The organism is Pseudomonas sp. UTLPPB19802 (assembly GCF_059730225.1).
Genome location: NZ_AP048545.1, coordinates 2,260,757 through 2,284,488 on the forward strand (window position 1 = coordinate 2,260,757; position 23,732 = coordinate 2,284,488).

23 protein-coding genes are annotated in these 23,732 nt (G+C 63.4%); 12 read left to right on the forward strand and 11 right to left on the reverse strand.

Annotation, left to right across the window (positions count from 1 at the left end; genetic code table 11):
- Positions 1–3: 3 nt before the first annotated feature.
- Both AC6I6U_RS10250 and AC6I6U_RS10255 read left to right on the forward strand, forming a co-directional pair.
- Positions 4–915, forward strand: a complete 912-nt coding sequence (locus tag AC6I6U_RS10250; RefSeq protein WP_497881832.1) for an alpha/beta hydrolase — start codon at positions 4–6, stop codon at positions 913–915.
- Positions 912–1,238 (forward strand): PA3694 family proteiin, encoded by a 327-nt coding sequence (locus tag AC6I6U_RS10255; protein ID WP_497881833.1) that lies wholly within the window; start codon positions 912–914, stop codon positions 1,236–1,238. Before AC6I6U_RS10250 ends, AC6I6U_RS10255 begins: the two co-directional genes overlap by 4 nt.
- A gap of 76 nt (positions 1,239–1,314) precedes the next feature.
- Here the strand turns inward: AC6I6U_RS10255 and lptF are convergent, their stop codons facing one another.
- The 3 genes from lptF to AC6I6U_RS10270 all read right to left on the reverse strand — a co-directional run bounded on the left by lptF (position 1,315) and on the right by AC6I6U_RS10270 (position 3,202).
- Positions 1,315–2,103 carry a lipotoxin F family OmpA-related lipoprotein LptF gene (lptF, locus tag AC6I6U_RS10260; RefSeq protein WP_497881834.1) on the reverse strand — a complete coding sequence of 263 codons (789 nt, stop codon included), beginning with the start codon at positions 2,101–2,103 and terminating at the stop codon, positions 1,315–1,317.
- 49 nt (positions 2,104–2,152) lie between these two features.
- Positions 2,153–2,578 (reverse strand): DUF4398 domain-containing protein, encoded by a 426-nt coding sequence (locus AC6I6U_RS10265; RefSeq protein WP_497881835.1) that lies wholly within the window; start codon positions 2,576–2,578, stop codon positions 2,153–2,155.
- Between the two features lie 279 nt (positions 2,579–2,857).
- Entirely contained in the window at positions 2,858–3,202 is a 345-nt protein-coding gene (locus AC6I6U_RS10270) for a pilin assembly protein (RefSeq protein WP_497881836.1), read from the reverse strand.
- Positions 3,203–3,440: 238 nt separating this feature from the next.
- Between AC6I6U_RS10270 and ppc the strand changes: the two genes are divergently transcribed.
- The 6 genes from ppc to AC6I6U_RS10300 all read left to right on the forward strand — a co-directional run bounded on the left by ppc (position 3,441) and on the right by AC6I6U_RS10300 (position 10,020).
- On the forward strand, positions 3,441–6,071 hold the full coding sequence (gene ppc, locus AC6I6U_RS10275) for a phosphoenolpyruvate carboxylase (RefSeq protein ID WP_497881837.1): 2,631 nt from the start codon (positions 3,441–3,443) through the stop codon (positions 6,069–6,071).
- Positions 6,072–6,357: 286 nt separating this feature from the next.
- Positions 6,358–7,005 (forward strand): adenylate kinase, encoded by a 648-nt coding sequence (adk, locus tag AC6I6U_RS10280; protein WP_497881838.1) that lies wholly within the window; start codon positions 6,358–6,360, stop codon positions 7,003–7,005.
- Between the two features lie 91 nt (positions 7,006–7,096).
- Positions 7,097–7,771, forward strand: a complete 675-nt coding sequence (gene tsaB, locus AC6I6U_RS10285) for a tRNA (adenosine(37)-N6)-threonylcarbamoyltransferase complex dimerization subunit type 1 TsaB (protein ID WP_497881839.1) — start codon at positions 7,097–7,099, stop codon at positions 7,769–7,771.
- A 205-nt stretch (positions 7,772–7,976) separates the two neighbouring features.
- Positions 7,977–8,276 (forward strand): hypothetical protein, encoded by a 300-nt coding sequence (locus AC6I6U_RS10290; RefSeq protein ID WP_497881840.1) that lies wholly within the window; start codon positions 7,977–7,979, stop codon positions 8,274–8,276.
- A gap of 13 nt (positions 8,277–8,289) precedes the next feature.
- Positions 8,290–9,159: a DUF72 domain-containing protein gene (locus tag AC6I6U_RS10295; protein ID WP_497881841.1), complete on the forward strand. Its 870-nt coding sequence runs from the start codon at positions 8,290–8,292 to the stop codon at positions 9,157–9,159.
- A 33-nt stretch (positions 9,160–9,192) separates the two neighbouring features.
- Positions 9,193–10,020, forward strand: a complete 828-nt coding sequence (locus tag AC6I6U_RS10300) for an isocitrate lyase/PEP mutase family protein (RefSeq protein ID WP_497881842.1) — start codon at positions 9,193–9,195, stop codon at positions 10,018–10,020.
- 16 nt (positions 10,021–10,036) lie between these two features.
- Here the strand turns inward: AC6I6U_RS10300 and AC6I6U_RS10305 are convergent, their stop codons facing one another.
- Positions 10,037–10,651 (reverse strand): energy transducer TonB, encoded by a 615-nt coding sequence (locus tag AC6I6U_RS10305; protein ID WP_497881843.1) that lies wholly within the window; start codon positions 10,649–10,651, stop codon positions 10,037–10,039.
- A 93-nt stretch (positions 10,652–10,744) separates the two neighbouring features.
- Here AC6I6U_RS10305 and AC6I6U_RS10310 point away from each other — a divergent pair, with 93 nt between their 5' ends.
- Positions 10,745–11,527: a class I SAM-dependent methyltransferase gene (locus AC6I6U_RS10310; RefSeq protein WP_497881844.1), complete on the forward strand. Its 783-nt coding sequence runs from the start codon at positions 10,745–10,747 to the stop codon at positions 11,525–11,527.
- A 36-nt stretch (positions 11,528–11,563) separates the two neighbouring features.
- Here AC6I6U_RS10310 and AC6I6U_RS10315 read toward each other — a convergent pair whose 3' ends face one another.
- On the reverse strand, positions 11,564–12,199 hold the full coding sequence (locus AC6I6U_RS10315; RefSeq protein ID WP_497881845.1) for a TetR/AcrR family transcriptional regulator: 636 nt from the start codon (positions 12,197–12,199) through the stop codon (positions 11,564–11,566).
- A 90-nt stretch (positions 12,200–12,289) separates the two neighbouring features.
- On the opposite strand from AC6I6U_RS10315, the gene AC6I6U_RS10320 reads away from it, so the two are divergent.
- Positions 12,290–13,390: an efflux RND transporter periplasmic adaptor subunit gene (locus tag AC6I6U_RS10320; protein WP_497881846.1), complete on the forward strand. Its 1,101-nt coding sequence runs from the start codon at positions 12,290–12,292 to the stop codon at positions 13,388–13,390.
- Positions 13,391–13,396: 6 nt separating this feature from the next.
- Positions 13,397–16,468: an efflux RND transporter permease subunit gene (locus AC6I6U_RS10325; RefSeq protein WP_497881847.1), complete on the forward strand. Its 3,072-nt coding sequence runs from the start codon at positions 13,397–13,399 to the stop codon at positions 16,466–16,468.
- Positions 16,469–16,510: 42 nt separating this feature from the next.
- Here the strand turns inward: AC6I6U_RS10325 and AC6I6U_RS10330 are convergent, their stop codons facing one another.
- The 3 genes from AC6I6U_RS10330 to plsB all read right to left on the reverse strand — a co-directional run bounded on the left by AC6I6U_RS10330 (position 16,511) and on the right by plsB (position 20,626).
- Positions 16,511–17,200 carry a DUF4197 domain-containing protein gene (locus AC6I6U_RS10330; protein ID WP_497881848.1) on the reverse strand — a complete coding sequence of 230 codons (690 nt, stop codon included), beginning with the start codon at positions 17,198–17,200 and terminating at the stop codon, positions 16,511–16,513.
- 168 nt (positions 17,201–17,368) lie between these two features.
- Positions 17,369–17,989 carry a hypothetical protein gene (locus AC6I6U_RS10335; protein WP_497881849.1) on the reverse strand — a complete coding sequence of 207 codons (621 nt, stop codon included), beginning with the start codon at positions 17,987–17,989 and terminating at the stop codon, positions 17,369–17,371.
- A gap of 135 nt (positions 17,990–18,124) precedes the next feature.
- On the reverse strand, positions 18,125–20,626 hold the full coding sequence (plsB, locus tag AC6I6U_RS10340; RefSeq protein WP_497881850.1) for a glycerol-3-phosphate 1-O-acyltransferase PlsB: 2,502 nt from the start codon (positions 20,624–20,626) through the stop codon (positions 18,125–18,127).
- A 244-nt stretch (positions 20,627–20,870) separates the two neighbouring features.
- Between plsB and AC6I6U_RS10345 the strand changes: the two genes are divergently transcribed.
- Positions 20,871–21,080 carry a cold-shock protein gene (locus AC6I6U_RS10345; protein WP_497881851.1) on the forward strand — a complete coding sequence of 70 codons (210 nt, stop codon included), beginning with the start codon at positions 20,871–20,873 and terminating at the stop codon, positions 21,078–21,080.
- Positions 21,081–21,299: 219 nt separating this feature from the next.
- Here AC6I6U_RS10345 and AC6I6U_RS10350 read toward each other — a convergent pair whose 3' ends face one another.
- The 3 genes from AC6I6U_RS10350 to dapE all read right to left on the reverse strand — a co-directional run bounded on the left by AC6I6U_RS10350 (position 21,300) and on the right by dapE (position 23,722).
- A complete protein-coding gene (locus AC6I6U_RS10350; protein ID WP_497881852.1) occupies positions 21,300–21,677 on the reverse strand; it encodes a hypothetical protein in 378 nt (125 codons plus the stop codon).
- An 84-nt stretch (positions 21,678–21,761) separates the two neighbouring features.
- Complete coding sequence (locus tag AC6I6U_RS10355) at positions 21,762–22,571, reverse strand: putative RNA methyltransferase (RefSeq protein ID WP_497881853.1); 810 nt, start codon at positions 22,569–22,571, stop codon at positions 21,762–21,764.
- A complete protein-coding gene (dapE, locus tag AC6I6U_RS10360) occupies positions 22,571–23,722 on the reverse strand; it encodes a succinyl-diaminopimelate desuccinylase (RefSeq protein WP_497881854.1) in 1,152 nt (383 codons plus the stop codon). The genes AC6I6U_RS10355 and dapE overlap by 1 nt, the downstream gene beginning before the upstream one ends.
- Between the last annotated feature and the right edge of the window lie 10 nt (positions 23,723–23,732).

The window sequence follows — 23,732 nt, forward strand, 5'->3', positions numbered from 1 at the left end:
CGGATGAGAATCCTCGGCATTCTTTGCCTGCTCCTGACCCTGAACGGTTGCAGCTCGCTGCTGTTCTATCCCGAACCCGGCCTGCCGTTCACCCCCGACAAGGCGCACCTGGCCTACCGCGACGTCACCCTGACCACCGCCGACGGCACGCGCCTGAGGGCCTGGTGGCTGCCGGCCAAGGCTGGCGTTCCGGTCAAGGGCACGGTGCTGCACCTGCACGGCAACGGCGGCAACCTGTCGATGCACCTGGGGGGAAGCTGGTGGCTGCCGGAGCAGGGATACCAGGTGCTGCTGGTCGACTATCGCGGTTACGGCGTGTCCGAAGGCGAGCCGAGCCTGCCGGCGGTCTACCAGGATATCGATGCCGCGTTCCAGTGGCTGGAGCAGGCGCCCGAGGTCCGGGGCAAGCCGCTGGTGGTCCTGGGCCAGAGTCTCGGCGGGGCGATGGCCGTGCATTACCTGGTCGAACATCCGGCCTACCAGTCACGCCTCAAGGCCCTGGTGCTCGATGGCGTGCCGGCCAGTTATCGCTCGGTGGGGCAATTCGCCCTGAGTGGTTCCTGGCTGACCTGGCCGTTCCAGGTGCCGCTGTCTTGGCTGGTGCCGGACGGCGACAGTGCGATCCACGCGATGCCGCAACTGAACGGCGTGCCCAAGCTGATCTTCCAGAGTATCGATGATCCGCTGGTCCCCATGAGCAACGGTATTGTCCTGTATCAGGCCGCGCCGCCGCCAAGGGTGTTACAACTGACCCGCGGAGGACATGTACAGACCTTCGCCGACCCCACCTGGCGCCAGGTGATGCTGCGGTACCTGGAAGATCCAGGGCATTTCAATGGTCTGCGCCGGCTGGGTGAAATTCCGAATTATCCTGCCGCCCCGAATTCGAATGTTGATCCAGAGAGTCCGCAATGACCGAAGAACGCAACGCCATTCCCCTGATTATCACTGGTATCTGCAGCATCATCGGCACTGTGGGTTGCCTTTGGTACTACGGCTACCTGCATTTCGCCAAGCCGGAGGATGCGTTGGAACTCAACCAGTTCACCATGCTCAAGACCATTCCCGGCGAGGACTACAAGGTTTCGCTGACGCCGGCCAACCAGGTCGCCCAGTGCATCGATGGCGTGCTGGTGCTGTTCGACACCGAACAGAAGGGCCTGACCGGTGTGCTGGTCAATGACAGGAAGCAGGCGGTGCGCTGCATGGGCCAGGATACGCCCAAGCTGGAGCAGTAGGGTACCGGCCGCGGGCATGAAAAAGCCCCGCCTGACCTGGTCAGGCGGGGCTTTTCATTGGCACGTCAAACGATCATCAGTTGCTGCTGATCGAGGAGCGCGGTGCCACTGGTTGGTTGTCGTTGGAGATGGTTACTTCCACGCGACGGTTCATCGCCCGGCCGGACACGCTGCCGTTGTCCGCTACCGGGTATTCCTTGCCATAACCCTGGGTGACGATGCGGGTCGGGTCCACGCCCATCTTGATCAGGGCGACCTGGACCGAAGCCGCACGACGCTCGGACAGGCTCTGGTTATAGGACGCACTGCCGGTGCTGTCGGTATAGCCCTCGACGATCACCTTGCGGTCTGGGTTTTCCTGGAGGAATTGCGCCAGCTTGTTGATATTGACCAGCCCGCTGGACTTGAGGTCGGCCTTGTTGGTGGCGAACAGCACGTCACCGAAGGTCACCAGTGTGCCGCGCTCGGTCTGCTTGGCGTTGAGGCTGTCCTGCAGTTGCTTGATCTGCGCGTCACGGGCATCCAGGCGGGCCTGGGCACGCTGGGCTGCAGCGTTTTTCAGGTTCGCTTCGGCGGTGCGCAGGGCGATGGTCTGCTTGGCGACTTCGACACGCTGGTTGGTCAGGTAGGCCAACTGGTCGACGGTCTTTTCATCCTCGCGGTTCTGGTAGGCCTTGTCGGCCTTGTCCAGGTAGTCGCTGGCGTCCTTGGTTTCCAGGGCTGCGACCTTGCTTGCCTGCGGGTTGGCCTGCAGGCCGGAGAAGTTGGTACGTGCCTGTTCCAGGTTGGCGTTGGGCTGCGACGAGCAGGCCGCCAGGCCAACGCTGAGAGCCAGGAGGGCGGGGATCATCAGTTGATTGCGCATAATGTTCGTCCTTTATTCTGTCCGTTGAAACTTCAGGCTGCGTGAGGGCTTATTGCGCCGGCTGCACTACGGGGCGCTGGCTTTCCTGGCGCAGTTCCTGAACGCCTTTCTGGGAATCCTTCACGGCAAGCTCGGCCTTGGCGGCCTGGGCCTTGCGCTCGGCGACACGGGCGTCCCATTCGGCCTGTTCGGCCAGGCGGCGGGCGTCGTCGTATTTCTTGTCATGCATGGCCAGCTCGGCTTGCTTGAGCTTGTCCTGGGCCGACTTCATTTCCACGGCGGCGTATTCGGTACCACCGGCACTCACCGCGCTGTTCACCGCGGATTGGGTCACCGCGTACTGCTCGCTCGGTGGATTGCCGGCGCAACCGGCCAGGATGAAGCTGGTGCCCAAGGCCAGCGCGGCCAGTTTCAGGCCACGCAGCTGGTTAAACGAAGATGTGGCAATGCTGGTTTTCATGGTCTTCAACTCCATTGGATAGCTCCTGAAAAACATCAATCCCCATCACGGGCCCGAGGGCCTTCAGCGCAGATCCCGCCGTGTTGGCCGGGCGTGTTTCGCAGCAGCTGTGCCAGTGATGGCTACTGGCTGTGACCCGAGGCTTTTTTGAATAGTTCAGCGAGTCGGGTTAATCATTCGAAAAAAATTCTGACTGATCGGTCAATGCAGAAAATCTGAACTTTTGCGGGGCGCAGCGGTATCCCCGGCTCGGTCGGAGCCAGGGATAACGGGGCTTTCGGGGAGGGACAGGTGTCAGTGCTTGGGCTCGTCGGCCCGGGAAGACAGGTTATGCAAATGACGACGTGACAGTGTAAGAAAGCGTGGAGTCGCGCCAACATCCTCGTAGAGTGGATCACCTTCTTCGTCGGTGGCGACCACATGCGGGCCCTGGACGTAGGGGAAACTCGCCTCCAGCTCTTCCAGGGCGGCGCCGATCAGTTCCCCCAGCAGTTCCTCGGGACTGCGCTTGGGGTACATCTCGCTGATCGCGGCGAGGCGGGCGGCGGCTTCCACGTCCAGGTGAACGGCATAGCCGGTATCGGTCAGTTGACCCTTGGCATTCTCTTCCCAGTGCTGGGCAAGCTCTCGGATTTTCATGATGACCTCAATTCGCACCCGTCCGGGACGGGGGTTGATGAGTGACCGGGTTGGCAATGGCGCCTGGCCGGCCATCAGCCTTCATGGGGCTGCTCAATCATCAGACTAGCTTCTGGCGATGAGGTTCGATGGGGAATTTTCCAACCGTTCGCAATCGCTTTCCCGGCTTGTAAGCACTTGGCGCAGTGGTGCACTCTTGGGTCATGGAACGTTCCAGTGTCCGCCGGAGAGCCTGCCGATGTCCGATATCGATGTGCGTTTGCGTGAAGACGTTCACCTGCTGGGTGAGCTGTTGGGCAATACCATCCGTGACCAGCATGGTGATGGGTTCCTCGACAAGATCGAGCGGATTCGCAAGAGCGCCAAGGCTGACCGCAGCGATTCAGCCAGTACCGAACTCAGTGCCAGCCTCGATGACCTCGGCGACGACGAGTTGCTGCCGGTGGTCCGGGCATTCAACCAGTTTCTCAACCTGGCGAACATCGCCGAGCAGTACCAGCTGATTCACCGGCGGGACGACTCGCAGCCGGCACCGTTCGAGTCGCGGGCACTGCCGGAGCTGCTCGCCCGCCTGCAGGCCGAGGGGCATGATAACGAAGCCCTGGCCCGGCAACTGGCCCGCCTGGATATCGAACTGGTGCTCACTGCGCACCCGACCGAGGTGGCACGGCGCACGCTGATCCAGAAATACGATGCGATTGCGGCGCAACTGGCCTTGCAGGACCATCGCGACCTCACCGCCGCCGAGCGTGAACAGATCCGCCAGCGCCTGCAGCGGTTGATTGCCGAGGCCTGGCACACCGAGGAAATCCGCCGTACCCGGCCGACCCCGGTGGACGAGGCAAAGTGGGGCTTCGCGGTGATCGAGCATTCGCTCTGGCACGCCATCCCGAGTTATCTGCGCAAGGCCGATGAAGCCCTGCACGCCGCCACTGGCCTGCACCTGCCGCTGGAGGCGGCGCCGATTCGCTTCGCCTCGTGGATGGGCGGCGATCGTGATGGCAACCCGAATGTCACCGCCAAGGTCACCCGCGAGGTCCTGTTGTTGGCACGGTGGATGGCTGCCGACCTGTACCTGCGCGATGTCGATCAACTGGCTGCCGAGCTGTCGATGCAGCACGCCAGCGAAGCGCTGCGCAGCCAGGCCGGCAACAGTGCCGAACCTTATCGCGCAGTGCTCAAGCAACTGCGTGAGCGGCTGCGGGCGACCCGGCAGTGGGCCCATGATTCGCTGGAGGCCACCCAGCCGGCCTCGGACCAGGTCCTGCAGGACAATCACCAACTGCTCGAGCCGCTGCAGTTGTGTTACCGCTCCCTGCACGAATGCGGCATGGGCGTGATCGCCGACGGTCCGTTGCTGGACTGCCTGCGGCGTGCGGTGACGTTCGGATTGTTCCTGGTGCGGCTGGACGTGCGCCAGGATTCGTCGCGCCATGCCGCGGCGATGAGCGAAATCACCGACTACCTGGGCCTGGGGCGCTATGAGGACTGGGATGAAGATGCCCGGTTGACCTTCCTGATCCGCGAGCAGGGCAGCCGTCGCCCGCTGTTGCCCTCGTATTTCAAACCCTCGGCGGACACCGCCGAGGTACTCGCGACGTGCCGGGAGATCGCCGCTGCGCCAGCGGCGTCCCTCGGCTCGTATGTCATCTCGATGGCGGGTGCGGCCTCCGATGTGCTCGCGGTGCAGTTGCTGCTCAAGGAGTGCGGGGTGCTGCGGCCAATGCGCGTGGTGCCGCTGTTCGAGACCCTGGCCGACCTGGACAATGCCGGTCCGGTGATGGAGCGCCTGTTGCTGCTGCCCGGTTATCGCTCGCGCCTGCAAGGGCCGCAGGAGGTGATGATCGGTTATTCCGACTCGGCCAAGGATGCCGGCACCACGGCGGCCGCCTGGGCCCAGTACCGGGCCCAGGAACGGTTGGTGGACATCTGCCGCGAGCAGCAGGTCGAACTGCTACTGTTCCATGGTCGTGGCGGCACCGTCGGCCGTGGCGGCGGCCCGGCCCACGCGGCGATCCTGTCGCAGCCGCCGGGTTCGGTGGCGGGGCGTTTCCGTACGACCGAGCAGGGCGAGATGATTCGCTTCAAGTTTGGCCTGCCGGACATCGCCGAACAGAACCTCAGCCTGTACCTGGCGGCTGTACTCGAAGCCACCTTGCTGCCGCCGCCACTGCCCCAGCCGGCCTGGCGCAAGCTGATGGACGACTTGGCGGCGGACGGGGTTCGCGCCTATCGCGCGGAAGTGCGCGACAACCCGCAGTTCGTCGAGTATTTCCGCCAGTCGACCCCGGAACAGGAACTTGGGCGCCTGCCGTTGGGCAGCCGGCCAGCCAAGCGCCGGGCCGGCGGCATAGAAAGCCTGCGGGCGATCCCCTGGATCTTCGGCTGGACCCAGACCCGCCTGATGTTGCCAGCCTGGCTCGGCTGGGAAACGGCCTTGCGGCATGCGCTGGAACGGGGGCAGGGGCGATTGCTGGAGCAGATGCGCGAGCAATGGCCGTTCTTCCGTACCCGCATCGACATGCTGGAGATGGTGCTGGCCAAGGCCGACAGCGATATTGCCCGTTCTTATGACGAGCGTCTGGTCGAGCCGGAACTGCTGCCGCTGGGTGCTCATTTACGCGACCTATTGTCGCAGGCATGCACGGTGGTGCTGGGATTGACCGGTCAGTCGCAGTTGCTGGCCCACAGCCCCGAGACCCTGGAGTTCATTCGCCTGCGCAATACGTATCTGGACCCGCTGCACCTGCTGCAGGCCGAGCTGCTGGCGCGCACGCGGCGCCAGGAAAGCCATCAGGACAGCCCTCTGGAACAGGCTTTGCTGGTCTCCGTGGCGGGGATCGCCGCCGGGCTGCGCAATACCGGTTGAGGTTGTGTCTCGCTTGAGGGGGAATAGGTAGGACAAGTACGACCGGCCGGTCAGGGCGGTCGTAGCCGTGCGCGCGACACTTTGTTGCCGGCTTGCGACCCGTGGTAGCAGGTTTCGGCGGGTGCAGCGGGTCGGGTCGTTGCGACTTTGGGCGGCTTGTGTGGGGTCGGTCGGCTGTGTATCTTGATCAGCCCTTGGCCGTTTGGGCGGCTGACACCCTATTGTTGAGATTGGCCCGAAGAGGCAAATCCGAGCGTTTCTAAATAAAAAATTGAGGAGCACATCGATGCGCGTCATTCTGCTGGGAGCTCCCGGGGCCGGTAAAGGTACTCAGGCTAAGTTCATCACCGAAAAATTCGGCATCCCGCAAATCTCCACCGGCGACATGCTGCGTGCCGCGGTCAAGGCTGGCACCGAGCTGGGCGTCAAGGCCAAGGGCATCATGGATGCTGGCGGCCTGGTGTCCGATGACCTGATCATCGCACTGGTCAAGGACCGTATTGCCCAGGCCGACTGCGCCAACGGCTTCCTGTTCGACGGCTTCCCGCGCACCATTCCCCAGGCTGAAGCCCTGGTGCAGGCCGGTGTCGAGCTGGATCACGTGGTCGAGATCGCCGTCGACGATGAAGAGATCGTCCAGCGTATCGCCGGCCGTCGCGTTCACGAAGCTTCCGGTCGCGTCTACCACGTCGTCTACAACCCGCCGAAGGTTGAAGGCAAGGACGATGTGACCGGCGACGAACTGGTCCAGCGCAAGGACGACACCGAGGAAACCGTTCGTCACCGCCTGTCGGTCTATCATTCCCAGACCAAGCCGCTGGTGGATTTCTACCAGAAGCTGTCGGCTGCCCAAGGCAAGCCGAAGTACAGCCACATCGCTGGCGTCGGCTCGGTTGAAGCGATCACCGGCAAGGTGCTCGAAGCGCTGAACTGATCGTCGCTATCGTGTCTCTACAACAGCCCGCTTGCGGGCTGTTGTTGTTTATACTGTTGCACTTTTTCATTCTGACCTGACGGAAACATCGATGAGCACCTTGCTGGCCCTGGACACCGCGACTGAAGCTTGCTCCGTCGCCTTGCTGCACGACGGCAAGGTGACGAGCCACTATGAGGTGATCCCGCGCCTGCACGCGCAGAAACTGTTGCCGATGATTCAGAAGCTGCTGGCGGATGCCGGGATCGGCCTGTCGGCGGTGGATGCGATTGCCTTCGGCCGTGGGCCCGGCGCCTTTACCGGCGTGCGGATCGCGATCGGCGTGGTCCAGGGCCTGGCCTTCGCCCTGGAACGGCCGGTATTGCCGGTATCCAACCTGGCGGTGCTGGCCCAGCGGGCATTGCGCGAGCACGGCGCCACCCAGGTTGCGGCGGCCATCGATGCGCGGATGGATGAAGTGTATTGGGGCTGTTACCGCGAGGACGCTGGCGAGATGCACCTGGCCGGCGTCGAAGCGGTGCTGCCGCCGGAAGTCGCGGCACTGCCGGAAGGGGCCGCCGGCGCCTGGTTTGGCGCGGGTACCGGCTGGGGCTATGGTGAGCGGATCATGGTCGCGCTGAGTGGCCAGGATGCTGGCATGCTGCCCGATGCCCAGGACCTGCTATCTCTGGCACGCTTCGCCTGGGCGCGCGGCGAGGCCATCGCTGCCGACGAAGCCCAGCCGGTTTACCTGCGCGATAAGGTCGCCACCCCCAAGGCCAGGTAAATTTCCAAGCTATACTGAAACTTGAAGTCGGGCGCTCGGGATGTCGCTCGTGGCAGTCAAAAATGTGCCGTACGTCATGTTTTGCACACGCAGGCGACGTTGTGTGAAAACCTTTTATTGGTTATGTGGTCTGGTTATCACTTGGACAATAGCCACGTACGGCAAGTACTGCTAAATTGCCATCATCGATACCGAGCCTGCCACAATGCGTATAGACGGCGTTTCATCACAGTCCTATTCCATCAAGCGCAAACCCCGCAAGGGCGGCGTGGTGCTGGACGCTGATGGCGAACTGCTGAACAGTGATAGCGAGGACCTCTCCGAAGTCGCTGCCCGAGCCGAGGCGGCAGGTGAGCGCCTGGCCAACCTGCCGGCCCGTCCGCAGGACATGATCTTCCATCGCTCCATGAGCAAGAGCGTCGCCACGGCGCTGGCCAGCTACCTGACGACCGCCGGCTTCGTCGAGTGGGACATGGAAGTGTTGGGGCTCGACCTGCATATCTGATCTAATCGGTGGCATGACCGATTCAGTTCTCCCTTACCACCTGGGTTGTCCGTCCTGGAGTGAAAACGCCTGGCGCGAGTTCCTGTACCCGGAAAATGCTCGTCCCACGGATTTTCTCGACCTCTACAGCCAGGTCTTCAACGCCGTCGAAGGCAACACCACGTTCTATGCGCGGCCTGCGCCTGGCACCGTCGAGCGCTGGGCGCAGACCATGCCGGGGCATTTTCGCTTCACCGCCAAGTTCCCTCGCGATATCAGCCATGGTGGCGACCTGCGCGACCAGATCCAGGCCGCCGAAGACTTCCTGCAACTGCTCAAGCCGCTGGGGGCTCGGGTCTCGCCGCTGTGGCTGCAGTTGCCGGCCACTTTCGCTCCGCATCGGTTGGGCGAACTGGCCGGGTTCATCGATAGCCTGCAGCGGCCTTTGGCCGTCGAGGTCCGCCATCCCGAGTTCTTCGCCAAGGGTGATGCCGAGCGGATGCTCAATCGACTGCTGCTCGATCGTGGCGTGGAGCGCATCTGTCTAGACCCGCGGGCCCTGTTCAGTTGCACCTCGACCGAACCTGCGGTACTGCACGCGCAGTCGAAGAAGCCCAGGGTGCCGCCGCGCCCGGCAGCCTTTACCCCATTTCCACAGGTACGTTTCATCGGCCACCCGGAGCTGGAGGCAAATGAGTCCTTCCTGACACCCTGGGTCGAGAAAGTCGCTGTCTGGATCGAAGAAGGGCGTACGCCGTATATTTTCCTGCATACCTCGGACAACCTGCTGGCGCCTAAACTGGCGCAGCGCTTCCACCAGCGGCTGATGGCACGTTTGCCTGGCCTGCCGGCCTTGCCTGAGCTATACAGAGAGCCCGCTGCGGAGCAACTCGGCTTGCTCTGACGGCACCCGTTTCTTCTGCCTGGAGTTGGTCATATGGATGCGCAAACCCTTCGAGCCCAGACCTTCAGGGCCCTGCACGAGCGTGCCGGGGCCTTCGTGATCCCCAACCCCTGGGACGCCGGCTCGGCGAAGATGCTCGCGGCGCTGGGTTTCGAGGCCCTGGCTACTACCAGCGCGGGGTTGGCGTTTTCCCTGGGGCGCCCGGATGCGGAAGGTGCGCTCAGCCGTGCCGATGCCCTGGCGAACGCTCATGTGATTGCCAAGGCCACGGCGCTGCCGGTGGCTGCGGACCTGGAAAACGGTTACGCCGACAGTCCCGAAGGTTGCGCCCAGGCCATCCTGATGGCTGCCGAAGTCGGCTTGGTGGGTGGCTCCATCGAAGACGCCACGGGTAACCCCGAAGAGCCGATCTACCCCTTTGCGTTAGCGGTCGAGCGGGTCGAGGCGGCGGTGGCGGCAGCGCGCAGCCTGCCGTTCGATTTCACTCTGACTGCACGGGCGGAGAACTTCCTGGTCGGGCGGCGGGACCTGGATGACACCATCCGCCGCCTGCAGGCCTTTGCCGAGGCGGGCGCCGACGTGCTGTACGCACCGGACTTGAGCACGGCCGAGGAGATCCGCGCGATCGTCAAGGCGGTGGCGCCCAAGCCGGTCAACGTGCTGATGTCCGGTGGTGTGCCGCTGTCGGTGGCCGACTTGAGTGCGTTGGGGGTCAAGCGCATCAGCGTGGGCTCGGTGCTGGCACGTGCGGCGTATGGGGCTTTTTACCAGGCGGCGCAGGAAATCTATGGGCAGGGCACCTTCGGTTTCACCGAGCAGGCGATACCGTTCGGCAAGATCAACCAGATGTTCAAGGCGTGAAGCGGAGGCTGGCGGTTCAGGCCGCCAGACGCAGGTTGTGCGCCACCAGCGGGCGCGCCCAGTTCTGGTCGTAGTCCAGGGCCTGCTGTTGCTTGACCAGGGTCGATTCGTCGTACGGGGTTGCCGGTTTTGGCAGCAGGTCGAGTTCGAACTCGGCGATCGGCAGGAACAGCGGACGTTGTTGTGGTGCCGGGCCGGGTTGGGGTTGTGGCTGGCCGGCAGTCAGTACGATCGGACGAACCCATTCGCTTTCGAAATCCTGCTGCCGCTGCTGGGCGACGATTTCGTCGTCCGGGTAAGGCGGTGCCGGTTTTTTCAGCAAATCGAGCTCGAACTCGGCGATCGGCAGGAACAGTGGCTCTGGCGGGCGGACCGGATTGTCGGTGACTTCGCAGTGCAACTGGTCGACGATCTGTGCCAGGGTTTCGGCACCGGCGGTCGGCTCGATCGGACCATCGACCGGCAGTTCGGCCACTGGCTGCTTTGGCGCATCACCCACTTGCTCGGCCATCGCCCGTGCGAAGAAATCCTGCCACAGGTGGCTGACGCCACTCAGTGCCTGGGAGTTTCGCAGGCCGTAATCGCCGACGGGCGATAGATAACCTATGGATGTGCGCTGAATGTCTGACATGGCTCTTGGTGGTGACCCAAGCTCTGGCAAAATGACGGATAATTCTTTTATCGGCCGTTTTTGCCGATCATTTAATTTTTGAGCGTTTTTTTCATGATTGAGCAGCAAGCAGCCGTACGGATCAGGGTCGAGGCGCTGGACGAGGGGCTTCAATCCCAGGCGCAGGAGTGGGCCCGACGGCTGGCGCTACCTTTGCAGGAGCCCGAGGCCGAGTTCGCCCTGCAGGTTTCCGAACAGGGCTTGCAGTTGCAGCAACTGGGTCCGGATGCACCGGGGCCGGTGCGGGTGGATTTCGTCGAGGGCGGTGCGGCGCATCGGCGTTTGTACGGTGGTGGCAGCGGCCAGATGATCGCCAAGGCGGTCGGTATCCAGCAGGGCGTGCGTCCGCGGGTGTTGGATGCCACGGCGGGGTTGGGCAAGGATGCGTTCGTGCTGGCGACCCTGGGCTGCGAGATGAGCCTGATCGAGCGCCAGCCGCTGATCGGTGCGCTGCTGGAGGATGGCCTGGCCCGTGGCCTGGAGGATCTGGAGGTGGCGCCGATCGTTGCCCGCATGCGCCTGCTCAAGGGCAACTCCATCGAGGTGATGCGCAACTGGGAGGGTGAACCGCCACAGGTCATCTATCTGGACCCGATGTTTCCCCATCGGGAGAAGACTGCATTGGTGAAGAAGGAAATGCGCCTGTTCCGGCCACTGGTGGGAGATGATCCGGATGCGCCGGCGCTGCTGGGGGCAGCGCTGGCCCTGGCGACCCACCGGGTGGTGGTCAAGCGCCCGCGCAAGGCGCCGATCATCGACGGGCCCAAGCCCAGCCATGGGCTGGAGGGCAAGTCGAGTCGCTACGACATCTATCCGAAGAAAGCGCTCAAGCCCTGACCGCTTCCTGTGGCGAGCGGGCTCGCCCCACTATGTTCAGGGTCGGTAGGCGCGCATGAACAGTTCGACCACTTCGCGCACATGCGCCTCGCCCTCTTCGGCACTCAACGGCTCACCGCAGCCATACAGCAGGCGAAAGTTCGCCGCGCCCTTGAGCAGGCAGAAGAAATGCTCGGCGGCGCGCTGCGGCTTGTCGATGTCGAGGGCTCCACTCTGGTGGATCCTGCTCAGCAAGCCTTCCATCTCGGTCAGCATCCGCTGCGGGCCAGCCTCGTAGAAAATCTGCGAGAGCTTGGGATCCTGGCTGCCCAGCGCGATGATCAGGCGATGCAGGTTCACTGACTCGTCACTGTTGATCAACAGGTTGAAGCCGCGGGCGATATTGAGCAGCACCGATTCGACCGGCACGCCCTCGGGCAGGGCGAACAACAGTTCGGGCAACTGCGCTTCGCATTTGGCCGCCACCGCAGCGGAGAACAGGGTCTCCTTGTCGTTGAAATGGCTGTAGACCGTCAGTTTCGAAACACCTGCCGCTGCTGCTACCGCGTCCATGCTGGTGCTGGCGTATCCATTACTCAGGAACAGATCTTTCGCTGCTTCAAGAACGGCCTGGCGTTTTGCCAGGTCCTTGGGGCGGCCAGGGCCGCTGGGCACAGAAAGATTGTCGGACATTTTTCACTTTAATACTGGACTGGTCAGTTTGGTATAAATACCATACTGGCCAGTATAATTATTTCGAGCACTCTTAGCGAAGGGTCCACCATGTTCCGCTATGTCCTGCCCCTTGCGTTACCCGCCAGTCTAGCCTTTTTCCTCGTCGGCTGTGGTCACGAAGAGGCGGCCCAGGTCACCGTGCGTCCCGCCATGGTGGTTCAGCCGCAGTTGTCGGCCCAGGCGATGGACAGTTATCCCGGTGAGGTGCGGGCCCGTTTCGAGCCCGAACTGGCGTTTCGCATCGCTGGCAAGGTGACTCGGCGCCTGGTGGAGGAGGGGCAGCGGGTCAAGGCCAACCAGCCGCTGGCGGAACTCGACCCACAGGACGTGCGCCTGCAACTGGAGGCCACCCGGGCCCAGGTGGCGGCCGCCGAGGCCAACCTGAGCCTGGTGCGTTCCGAACGCGATCGCTACAAGACCCTGCTGGACCGGCAGATGGTCAGCCGTTCGCAGTATGACAACGCGGAAAATGCCTATCGCGCCGGTGAAGCCCGGCTGAGGCAGATCAAGGCCGAATTCGATGTCTCCAGCAACCAGGCCGGCTACGCGGTGCTGCGTGCGCCCCAGGATGGGGTGATCGCCAAGCGGCAGGTCGAAGTCGGCCAAGTGGTGGCGGCCGGTCAGACCGTCTTCACCCTGGCCGCCGACGGCGAACGTGAAGTGCTGATCAGTTTTCCGGAGCAGGCCTTTGGGCGATTCAAGGTCGGCCAGGATGTCGCGGTCGAACTCTGGTCGCAGCCGGACCAGCGCTTCAACGGGCATATCCGCGAGCTGTCGCCGGCAGCCGATCCGAAATCGCGGACCTTTGCCGCCCGTATCGCCTTCAATGCTGGCAAAACTCCTGCCGAACTGGGCCAGAGTGCCCGCGTCTTCGTCCAGGCAGTTGGCGCCGTGCCGCTGTCGGTGCCGTTGTCTGCGCTCACTGCGGAAAATGGTGCGGCCTATGTCTGGAAAGTCCAGGCCGACAATACCCTCAAGCGTACCCCGGTGCGGGTTGGAGCCTTCGGCGAGAAAAGCGTGCCGGTGCTCGAAGGGCTCAACGCCAGCGATTGGGTCGTGGCGGCTGGTGTGCATGTGCTTCATGAGGGCGAACAGGTGCGTCCGGTGGACCGCTCCAACCGTGTAGTCAATCTGGCGGCCAAGGAGTAGTCCTCGATGGGGTTCAACCTTTCCGAATGGGCGTTGCGCAATCGCCAGATCGTGCTGTTTCTGATGCTGTTGCTGGCCATGGTGGGGGCGATGTCCTACACCAGGCTGGGCCAGAGCGAGGATCCGCCGTTCACCTTCAAGGCCATGGTGATCCAGACCAACTGGCCCGGGGCGACCGCCCAGGAAGTTTCGCGGCAGGTCACCGAGCGTATTGAAAAGAAGCTGATGGAAACCGGTGAGTACGAGCGGATCACCTCGTTCTCACGCCCGGGCGAGTCTCAGGTGATCTTCATGGCGCGCGATTCGCTGCACTCGGCGCAGATCCCCGAACTCTGGTACCAGGTGCGCAAGAAGATCAGCGACATTCGCCAGACCCTGCCACCGGATATCCAGGGGCCGTTCTTCAATGACGAGTTCGGTACCACCTTTGGCAATATCTATGCGCTGACCGGCGACGGTTTCGACTACGCGGTGCTCAAGGACTACGCCGACCGTATCCAGATCCAGCTGCAGCGGGTCAAGGATGTGGGCAAGGTCGACCTGCTGGGGTTGCAGGACGAAAAAATCTGGATCGAACTGTCGAACGTCAAGCTGGCCACGCTCGGGGTGCCGATGGCGGCCGTCCAGCAGGCGTTGCAGGAGCAGAACACGGTCTCCACCTCAGGCTTCTTCGAAACACCGACGGAGCGGGTACAACTGCGGGTCAGTGGTAATTTCAAGAGCGTCGACGAGATTCGCAATTTCCCGATCCGGGTCGGCGACCGGACCCTGCGCATCGGCGATTTCGCCGAGGTCCGCCGTGGTTTCAACGACCCGCCCGCACCACGCATGCGCTTCATGGGCGAAGATGCAATCGGCCTGGCCGTGGCGATGAACGAGGGGGGCGACATCCTGGTGCTGGGCAAGGCGCTGGAAGGCGAATTCGCCCGAATCCAGAAAGGCCTGCCGGCCGGCATGCACCTGAGCAAGGTTTCCGACCAGCCGGCGGCGGTCAAGACCGGTGTCGGCGAGTTCGTCCAGGTGCTGGTGGAGGCACTGGCGATCGTTCTGCTGGTGAGTTTCTTCTCCCTGGGCGTGCGCACCGGGATGGTCGTGGCGCTGGCGATTCCGCTGGTGCTGGCGATGACCTTCGCCACCATGTACTACCTGGGGATCGGCCTGCACAAGATTTCCCTCGGCGCCCTGGTATTGGCGCTGGGCCTGCTGGTGGACGATGCGATCATTGCCGTGGAGATGATGGCGATCAAGATGGAGCAGGGGTTCGATCGGCTCAAGGCCGCGAGCTACGCCTGGACCAGCACCGCATTCCCGATGCTGACCGGCACGCTGATCACCGCCGCCGGCTTCCTGCCGATCGCCACCGCGCAGTCTGGGACCGGTGAGTACACTCGCTCGATTTTCCAGGTGGTGACCATCGCCCTGCTGGCCTCGTGGATTGCCGCGGTGGTGTTTGTGCCGTACCTGGGAGAGAAGTTGCTGCCGGACCTGGCGAAGATGCATGCCGCCAAGCATGGAGCCGATCAGCCCGACCCCTACGCCACTCCGTTCTACCAGCGAGTGCGAGGGCTGGTGGAGTGGTGCGTGCGGCGGCGCAAGACAGTGATCGTGCTGACCATTCTGCTGTTCGTGGCCTCGGTGGCGCTGTTCCGCTTCGTGCCCCAGCAGTTCTTCCCGGCTTCCGGGCGCCTGGAACTGATGGTCGACCTCAAGCTGGCCGAGGGCGCGTCGCTGAGCAACACCGCAGAGCAGGTCAAGCGCCTGGAAAACCTGCTCAAGGGGCATGACGGCATCGACAACTACGTGGCCTATGTCGGCACCGGCTCGCCGCGTTTCTACCTGCCGCTGGATCAGCAGTTGCCGGCGGCCAGCTTTGCCCAGTTCGTGGTGTTGGCGAAGACTATCGAGGACCGGGAGAAGCTGCGGACCTGGCTGATCGACACCCTCAACGAGCAGTTCCCGGACCTGCGTTCGCGGGTGACGCGCCTGGAGAACGGTCCGCCCGTGGGCTACCCGGTGCAGTTCCGTGTCACCGGTGAACATATCGAGGTGGTACGGGCCCTGGCGCGCAAGGTGGCGGCCAAGGTGCGGGAGAACCCCCATGTGGTCAACGTGCACCTGGACTGGGAAGAACCGAGCAAGGTGGTGTACCTGAATGTCGATCAGGATCGTGCCCGGGCCCTCGGCGTGAGTACGGCGAACCTGTCGCGCTTCCTGCAGAGTTCACTGACCGGCTCGACCGTCAGCCAGTACCGCGAAGACAACGAACTGATCGAAATTCTGTTGCGCGGCACCGTGCACGAGCGTAGCGAGTTGTCGGCGCTACCAAGCCTGGCGGTGCCTACCGACAACGGCACGAGCGTGGCGCTGTCGCAGATCGCGACGTTGGAATACGGTTTCGAGGAAGGGGTTATCTGGCACCGCAATCGTCTGCCGAACGTGACCATCCGCGCCGATATCTACGGCCAGGAGCAACCGGTCACCCTGGTCAAGCAGATCATGCCGACCCTGGATTCGATCCGCGCCGAATTGCCGGACGGCTATCTGCTCGATGTGGGCGGTACGGTTGAGGATTCGGAGCGCGGCCAGGCTTCGGTGAACGCCGGCGTGCCGCTGTTCATCGTGGTGGTGCTGACCCTGTTGATGCTGCAACTGCGCAGTTTCTCGCGGGTGGCGATGGTGTTTCTCACCGCACCGCTGGGGCTCATCGGCGTGACGCTGTTCCTGCTGGTGTTCGGCCAGCCGTTCGGTTTCGTGGCGATGCTCGGGACAATCGCGTTGTCGGGGATGATCATGCGCAACTCGGTGATCCTGGTGGACCAGATCGAGCAGGATATCCGTGCTGGCATGTCGCAATGGCAGGCGATCATCGAGGCAACGGTACGGCGTTTCCGACCGATCGTACTCACCGCGCTGGCGGCGGTGCTGGCGATGATCCCGTTGTCGCGCAGCGTGTTCTACGGACCGATGGCGGTGGCGATCATGGGCGGGCTGATCGTGGCCACGGCCTTGACCCTGCTGTTCCTGCCGGCGTTGTATGCCGGCTGGTTCCGGGTGAAGAAAACCGCAGCCGAAGGATAGAGCGATCAGATGGGAGCCAGCACGCTGGCTCCCATCGGCACATCAGAGTGCGCCAAATACCTTCTTCGCCAGGCTGGTAGCCGCTTCAGCCGGGTTGGCACGGATGCCTTCCTCTTTCTGGGCGATGATCTTGAACAGGCCGTCCAGGGCCTTTTCAGTCACATAGCTTTCAATATTGGCACTCTTGGCGTCGATCACGCCGAGGGTCGCCGCTTGCCCGGCGAACGAGTTGTACTGCTGGGCCAGGCCGACCTGGTCGGTGGCCTGCTTGACGATCGGCAGGAACTTGGCGCGGATCTGCTCGCGGCTGGTCTTGTCCAGGTACTGGGTCGCCGAATCCTTGCCGCCGCTGAGAATGCCCTTGGCGTCGCTCACGGTCATCTTCTTCACGGCATCCACCAGCAGGGCCTGGGCCTGCGGCATGGCGACTTCCGCTGCCTTGTTCATGCTGGTTTCCAGTTGATCGACCTGGGCGCCCATGCCGAACTGTTTCATCTTGCTGGCGACCTTGCCCAGCTTGCCCGGCAACTCGATCTTCACTTCCGGGTTATTGCTGAAGCCTCCCGGCTTGCCGAGCGTGGTGACGGCGGCGACGGCCCCCTGGGCCAAGGCGTCCTTGAGCCCGCCGGAGGCTTCGCCCTGGGACAGGCTGCCCAGGGACAGGGCCAGCGCGTTGGCGGAGATCAGCAGGCCGGCACAGATACTGGCCAGACGTAGGGAAGGACGGAGCATGGGAAGCTTCCTTATGCAAAAAATGAAGAAAATGACCGGGCGGACCCGACACGCACCGCAAGGGTCCCGGAAAGAGACCGTTCAAGCGAGCGCCGGGTTGTCCGCTGGGGACAACAGTAGCTGGCCGGCGGGTTCGATGCGAGCGTTGATCGACTACATTCCCTGCCTTCAGGCCCTGAGTGTCAGGTTCTGTGGCCGTTCCTTCTGCAGCACGACGGTCCTGGGAATGGGTTTGAGGGTGAACTTGCGCCGACCGCCGAAGGTGCCCTGGGTCTCGTAGAGCTGCCCGGGTTTGACGCGATTGGGGTCATAGCGCAGGTAGCGGGGGATCGCCCCCTTGAGCAGGGTGATTTCCTCGCAGAGGATGTAGGGCGGCAGGCCTGATTCGTTGAGGGCGACCAGCTTCAGGTTGGCCAGGGTGCTTTCCTCGGTGCCGATGAGTGGCACCAGCGCGGCGCTGAGATACAGATAGCCGGGCGGGCTCAGGTGAAAGACTTCCTCCTGATTATCCTTGCGCCACCGGAAGTTGTAGCGGATGTCGGCCAGCAGCGAGACGCCATCGACACTCATGTCGAACTCGATCTCGACCTTGCTGTTGTGACGCGGGTCATTTGCCAGCTCGAAGGCAAAGCGCCAGGGGCTGCGAGGTGGCAGGTCGGTGCTGCTCCAGGTGCCGAGGACGGCATGGGTATCACGGTTGCGCAGGGTGATGCGGGTCTGTGCCCGGGCCGGGATGGCGTATTCCGGCGGAAAGTGGAAAACAGCGGCCACGACGTTTTTTGCAGTCATCTCGATGTCCTTATCGAACGCGTCAAAAGCGACGCAATACCCAGTCTATACGAGTGTTTGCCGGAGAAATTCGATGGAGAAACTTCCTTGTTTCCTTGCCGAATCGTCTGTCGTGAGGTTGCCGGTATTCCGATATCAGCCGGCAGTGGGGCTGGTGTCGATACTCTGTTCCGGGCCTGTGTCGTGCAGTGTCACTTGGCGGATCGACAGGCGAATTTCCGCTGGCAATACCCGCTTGGCCGCACCTTCCGCCAGCTCGCCCAACAGCTCGTGATAGCTGAGCTTGCCGGCATCGTCGCGACGCAGCACGTCGAGGTCGAGCAGGGTCTGGATGAAGTGGCGGAACAGACTCTTGTCGAAGAACTCCGGGGCGTTGAGGCCATGCAGGATCGACAGGCGCTGGGCCATGACCGTACACAAGTCTTCCAGCTCCTCGGCGCTGATGCTCTGCTGGCCGCTGTTGAGCAGCAGCGAGATGGCCATGTAGAAGCGTTGCAGGGTCTGGGCGATGCTCCTGGACAGCAGGGTGAGCAGCACGAAGTGCCGCGAGCTGGGCGCCGGGCGCAGGTAGACCTCGTTTTCGAAGCGCAACAGGCCCTGTTCGACGAAGGCCGCCAGCCACTGGTCGACCACCGCGTCGAGTTCGTCCAGCGACCAGCGGATGAACAGTTCCGATTGCAGGTAGGGGTACAGCGCGCGGGTGTAGCGCAACAGCTGTTCGCGGCTCATGCGCGAGGAGCTCTGGAAGAAACTCGCGAGCAATGCCGGCAGGGCGAAGATATGCAGGACGTTGTTGCGGTAGTAGGTCATCAGGACCGCGTTCTGTTCGTCCAGGTATAGAATCTTGCCCAGCGCGTCGCTCTGTTCGGACAGCAGGTCCATGTCCTTGACGTGCTGGATCAGCGCCCGACCGTCACCCTCGGGCAGCGTGGTGTGCTGCGAGTACGGGACCTGGCGTAGCAGCGCCAGGTAGAGATCGAGTACCCGCGCCAGGGCGCGGTCATCCAGGGCCAGGCGGCTGGTGGACAGCAGCGCCAGGGCTACCAGGTTCACCGGGTTGATGGCCGCGGCTTCGTTGAGGTGGCGTGCCACGCGCTCGCCAAGGCGGTTGGTGGTCGCGCTCAACCAGTCCGGCTTGAACTGCGGCCCCAGCTCCTGGCTACGCCAGTCCGGCTGTTCCTGGTCGAGGAATTCAGCCAGCTTGATCGGTTCGCCGAAGTTGACCGCGACCTGGCCGAAACGCTGCTTGAGGGCGCCGATGACTTTGAAGATGTCGAAGATCGATTCTTTCTTCTTGCTGGCACCGCGCAGTTCACCGAGATAGGTCCGGCCTTCCAGTACCCGCTCATAGCCGATATAGACCGGCACGAAGACGATCGGCATGCGCGAGGAGCGCAGGTAGCTGCGCAAGGTGATGGCCAGCATGCCGGTCTTGGGCTGCAGCATGCGCCCGGTGCGGGAGCGGCCGCCTTCGACGAAGTACTCGACCGGGAAACCCTTGGTGAACAGGGTGTGCAGGTACTCGTTGAACACCGCGGTGTAGAGCGGGTTGCCCTTGAAGGTACGGCGCATGAAGAACGCGCCGCCACGGCGCAGCAGGCTGCCGATCACCGGCATGTTGAGGTTGATCCCGGCAGCGATGTGCGGCGGGGTCAGGCCGTTGCGGAACAGCAGGTAGGACAGCAGCAGGTAGTCGATGTGGCTGCGATGGCAGGGCACGTAGATCACCTCGTGTCCCTGGGCCACGGCTTGCACGCCTTCGATGTGATTGACGCGGATACCGTCGTAGATCTTGTTCCAGAACCAGCTCAGCACCACTTCGAGGAAACGGATCGCGGTGTAGGTGTAGTCCGAGGCGATTTCGTTGCCGTAGCGCAGCGCCTGGGCCTTGGCTTTCTCCGCCGGAATGTTCTCGCGCTGGGCGTGTTCGAGAATCGCCTGGCGGACCTGCGGCTCGTTGACCAGGCCCTTGACCAGGTTACGCCGGTGGGACAGGTCGGGACCGATCACCGCGGTCTTCAGGTTGCGAAAGTGCACCCGCAGGATGCGCTGGGCCATGCGCACGGTGCGTTCGTGGCCCTTGTTGTGTTCCACCAGCTCGCGCAGGTGAATCGGCGCGGAGAACTGCACGCGGGTCTTGCGGCCGAGGATCAGGATGCTCAGCAGGCGCCGCAGGCGGCCGGTGACCGCCCAGCTGTCGGCGAACAGCAATTTCCATGGGCTGGATTCGCTGTCCGGCGATTGCCCCCAGAACACGCTGACCGGGATGACCTGGGCATCCTCGGCCGGGTTCTGGCTCAGGGTATCGACCAGGCGGGTCAGTGCGGGCGGGGCGCCACGCTTGTCCTGGCGACCTAGCCAGTCGGGTTCCGGGGTCAGGTAGAAAAACGCTGCCGGCTCCATCAGTGGGCCGACCGACACCGGCAGTACCGGCCGTGGCAGACCGGCGCGAGTGCATTCACGGTCGACCACCGCCAGGTCGCTCAGCGATGGCGATTGCAGGACGTAGAACACCGGGCGGCTGCGGTCGAGGTTGAGAGTCAGTGACGACTGGTTGATCGTCTCCGAGCGCACCCACAGGTACAGGAGGCGGCGCAAGGTGCCAAACACGAGACGGCGGAACGGCGAACGGGTCATACGGATTCTGCTTCAGATGGAGTGAGCCGAGCGTTTGCTCGGGCGGGGCGTAGTGTGCCGTATCTGGCGAAAATCGGCAAAAACGCAACGAAGTAATATTGATTGAGAGTTTTTCGTGCTGTCTTATACTCCGGGATTCGCCCTCAGCGGTATGACCCACGAGCGTCGTCCGAAGTTCTGGCGATCAGGCTAGTAGAACCCTGCGAGCGGGGTTCACCCAATAATAAAAATGGAGTACGGATTCATGACAACTCGCGAAACTGGCAGTGTGAAATGGTTCAACGATGCCAAGGGCTACGGCTTCATCCAGCGTGAGGGTGGGGCGGATGTGTTCGTGCACTATCGCGCGATTCGTGGCCAGGGCCATCGTTCGCTGGCCGAGGGGCAGCAGGTCGAGTACGCGGTGGTGCAAGGCCAGAAAGGCCTGCAGGCCGAGGATGTGGTGGGGCTGTAGCCCGCAGCAAACAACCTTGTGGCGAGCGGGCTTGTCGGAACGCCGCACCGCCGCGTTCGGCTGCGAAGTAGCCGTAAACCGGTTGGCAGCGATACGTCTGGAAAACACGTCAGCCGGGGTTGGGGCCGCTTTGCGCCCCAGCGCGGGCAAGCCCGCTCACCACAAGGTTTGGCCATGGCCGGACCCGTGTAGACCTGGCCAGGGCAAGTTCTGTCTGATTCAGGATGTGCGCCAGGTGATCTCTTCTTCTCCGTCGACGCTGATGCGAATCCAGCGGTCGGCGCTTTCCTCGCCTTCCTCCTCGACCCAGGTTCCAGGTGCGCAGCGCACTTCCACCTGCAGCGCGGCGAAGGCGGCGCGGGCACAGGCGATGTCGTCGTCCCAAGGGGTCTGGTCGCTTTCCAGGTAAAGGCTGTTCCACTTGCCCACGGCCTTTGGCAGCCAGGTCACGGGTACGCCGGCAGCCTTGCATTTCCAGGTCTGGCCCTTTTGCTTCCACTCGGTGCATGGGCCAAGCGCCTGGCCCAGCCAGGCAGTAATGGCCTTGTGGTCGACGTCGGCGTCTTTCAGGTAAATCTCGATATCAGGCTGGCGCATGGATGTCCTCTCTGCGGCTGCTGAAAAATCCATTCGCGGATTCTGGCGGTCGCCAACCGGGGTTGGCGAGTTTGGTCATGGGGATCATTGCAAAACGAAGTAATCGTAGCGCATCGACACACTGACCTCGAACGGCTCGGCCTGCTCGATCACCTGGGTGCGGCGCTCGGCGCTGGCGCGCCAGCCGTGCGGGGTCATGGCCAGCAGGTTGGCGCGGTCGGCGGGATGCTCCAGGCGCAGTTTGAAGTCGAGGACTTCGCTGTGTTGCAGCGCCATGCCTTCCGGCACCAGGGCCAGGTGTTTGTCATCGGTGTATTCACGCACTTCGTCATACAGCCGCTCGCGCAGCTCCATCAGGTGGCCGCTGGTCGGGCCGACCTTCATCAGGCCGCCGCCGGGGCTGAGCAGGCGCTTGGCTTCCTGCCAGTCCAGCGGGCTGAAGACGCTGGCGAGAAACTGGCAACTGGCATCCGGTAGCGGAATACGCGCCATGCTGGCGATCAACCAGGTCAGTTTCGGGTTGCGACGGCAGGCGCGTTTTACCGCTTCGCGGGAGATGTCCAGGGCATAGCCGTCGGCCGCTGGCAGCGCTTCGGCGATCTGCGCGGTGTAGTAGCCCTCGCCACAGCCGATATCGACCCAGCGTTGCGGGGCCCGCTCTGCCGCCAGCTCGGCCAGGCGCCGGGCGACCGGCGCATAGTGCCCGGCATTGAGGAAGTCGCGCCGGGCTTCGACCATGGCCTGGTTGTCGCCCGGGTCACGGCTGTTCTTGTGTTGCACCGGCAGCAGGTTCAGGTAACCCTGGCGGGCGCGGTCGAAACGGTGCCCGGCCGGGCAGGCCACGCCGTTGTCGACCGCGTCCAGCGGTGCGCTGCAAAGAGGGCAGGTGAGCATCAGGCGAGCAACTTGATCAGGGTCTGGTAGTAGATTTCGGTCAGCACATCGAGGTCGCTGGCCAGGACCCGCTCGTTGACCTGGTGGATGGTCGCGTTGACCGGGCCGAGTTCCACCACCTGGCTGCCGAGAGTGGCGATGAAGCGCCCGTCGGAGGTGCCGCCGCTGGTCGAGGCCTTGGTGTCGCGCCCGGTGATTGCCTTGATGCTGGAAGACACCGCGTCGAGCAGCGCGCCCGGCTCGGTCAGGAACGGCAGGCCGGACAGGGCCCAGTCCACGTGCCAGTCCAGCTGGTGCTTGTCGAGAATCGCCGCGACCCGGTGTTGCAGGCCTTCGACAGTCGATTCGGTGGAGAAGCGGAAGTTGATCAGTGCCACCAGGTCGCCGGGGATCACGTTGGTCGCGCCGGTGCCGGAATTGAGGTTGGAGATCTGGAAGCTGGTCGGCGGGAAGAAGGCATTGCCATCGTCCCAGTGTTCGGCGGCCAGTTCGGCCAACGCAGGCGCGGCCAGGTGGATCGGGTTCTTCGCCAGGTGCGGATAGGCCACGTGACCTTGCACGCCGCGGATGGTCAGCTTGGCGCCGAGGGAGCCGCGACGGCCGTTCTTCACCACGTCGCCGACCAGCGAGGTGCTCGACGGTTCGCCGACGATGCACCAGTCCAGGCGTTCCTTGCGCGCGGCCAGGCGTTCGACCACCGCCTTGGTGCCGTGGTGGGCCGGGCCCTCTTCATCGCTGGTGATCAGGAAGGCGACCGTGCCCTTGTGGTCCGGGTAGTCGCTGACAAAGCGCTCGGCCGCCACGGTCATTGCCGCGAGGCTACCTTTCATGTCGGCGGCGCCGCGCCCGCAGAGCATGCCGTGTTCGTCGATCAGCGCATCGAACGGATCGTTCTGCCAGGCCTGCACCGGGCCGGTCGGGACCACGTCGGTATGGCCGGCGAAGCACAGCACCGGTCCGTCATGACGACCATGGGTGGCCCAGAAGTTGTCCACGTCCTCGATGCGCATCGGCTCGAGGTTGAAGCCGGCATCGCCCAGGCGCTGCATCATCAGTTTCTGGCAGTCGGCGTCGACCGGGGTCACCGATGGGCGGCGGATCAGATCACAGGCAAGTTGCAGGGTCGGCGAAAGCTCGGCGTGGGCCGTCATGGAAAACTCC

Bases quoted from the DNA above. Each gene is read 5' to 3' on its own strand.
- AC6I6U_RS10250 (WP_497881832.1), top strand. From the start codon at position 4: ATGAGAATCCTCGGCATTCTTTGCCTGCTCCTGACCCTGAACGGTTGC.
- AC6I6U_RS10255 (WP_497881833.1), top strand. From the start codon at position 912: ATGACCGAAGAACGCAACGCCATTCCCCTGATTATCACTGGTATCTGC.
- lptF (WP_497881834.1), bottom strand. From the start codon at position 2,103: ATGCGCAATCAACTGATGATCCCCGCCCTCCTGGCTCTCAGCGTTGGC.
- AC6I6U_RS10265 (WP_497881835.1), bottom strand. From the start codon at position 2,578: ATGGAGTTGAAGACCATGAAAACCAGCATTGCCACATCTTCGTTTAAC.
- AC6I6U_RS10270 (WP_497881836.1), bottom strand. From the start codon at position 3,202: ATGAAAATCCGAGAGCTTGCCCAGCACTGGGAAGAGAATGCCAAGGGT.
- ppc (WP_497881837.1), top strand. From the start codon at position 3,441: ATGTCCGATATCGATGTGCGTTTGCGTGAAGACGTTCACCTGCTGGGT.
- adk (WP_497881838.1), top strand. From the start codon at position 6,358: ATGCGCGTCATTCTGCTGGGAGCTCCCGGGGCCGGTAAAGGTACTCAG.
- tsaB (WP_497881839.1), top strand. From the start codon at position 7,097: ATGAGCACCTTGCTGGCCCTGGACACCGCGACTGAAGCTTGCTCCGTC.
- AC6I6U_RS10290 (WP_497881840.1), top strand. From the start codon at position 7,977: ATGCGTATAGACGGCGTTTCATCACAGTCCTATTCCATCAAGCGCAAA.
- AC6I6U_RS10295 (WP_497881841.1), top strand. From the start codon at position 8,290: ATGACCGATTCAGTTCTCCCTTACCACCTGGGTTGTCCGTCCTGGAGT.
- AC6I6U_RS10300 (WP_497881842.1), top strand. From the start codon at position 9,193: ATGGATGCGCAAACCCTTCGAGCCCAGACCTTCAGGGCCCTGCACGAG.
- AC6I6U_RS10305 (WP_497881843.1), bottom strand. From the start codon at position 10,651: ATGTCAGACATTCAGCGCACATCCATAGGTTATCTATCGCCCGTCGGC.
- AC6I6U_RS10310 (WP_497881844.1), top strand. From the start codon at position 10,745: ATGATTGAGCAGCAAGCAGCCGTACGGATCAGGGTCGAGGCGCTGGAC.
- AC6I6U_RS10315 (WP_497881845.1), bottom strand. From the start codon at position 12,199: ATGTCCGACAATCTTTCTGTGCCCAGCGGCCCTGGCCGCCCCAAGGAC.
- AC6I6U_RS10320 (WP_497881846.1), top strand. From the start codon at position 12,290: ATGTTCCGCTATGTCCTGCCCCTTGCGTTACCCGCCAGTCTAGCCTTT.
- AC6I6U_RS10325 (WP_497881847.1), top strand. From the start codon at position 13,397: ATGGGGTTCAACCTTTCCGAATGGGCGTTGCGCAATCGCCAGATCGTG.
- AC6I6U_RS10330 (WP_497881848.1), bottom strand. From the start codon at position 17,200: ATGCTCCGTCCTTCCCTACGTCTGGCCAGTATCTGTGCCGGCCTGCTG.
- AC6I6U_RS10335 (WP_497881849.1), bottom strand. From the start codon at position 17,989: ATGACTGCAAAAAACGTCGTGGCCGCTGTTTTCCACTTTCCGCCGGAA.
- plsB (WP_497881850.1), bottom strand. From the start codon at position 20,626: ATGACCCGTTCGCCGTTCCGCCGTCTCGTGTTTGGCACCTTGCGCCGC.
- AC6I6U_RS10345 (WP_497881851.1), top strand. From the start codon at position 20,871: ATGACAACTCGCGAAACTGGCAGTGTGAAATGGTTCAACGATGCCAAG.
- AC6I6U_RS10350 (WP_497881852.1), bottom strand. From the start codon at position 21,677: ATGCGCCAGCCTGATATCGAGATTTACCTGAAAGACGCCGACGTCGAC.
- AC6I6U_RS10355 (WP_497881853.1), bottom strand. From the start codon at position 22,571: ATGCTCACCTGCCCTCTTTGCAGCGCACCGCTGGACGCGGTCGACAAC.
- dapE (WP_497881854.1), bottom strand. From the start codon at position 23,722: ATGACGGCCCACGCCGAGCTTTCGCCGACCCTGCAACTTGCCTGTGAT.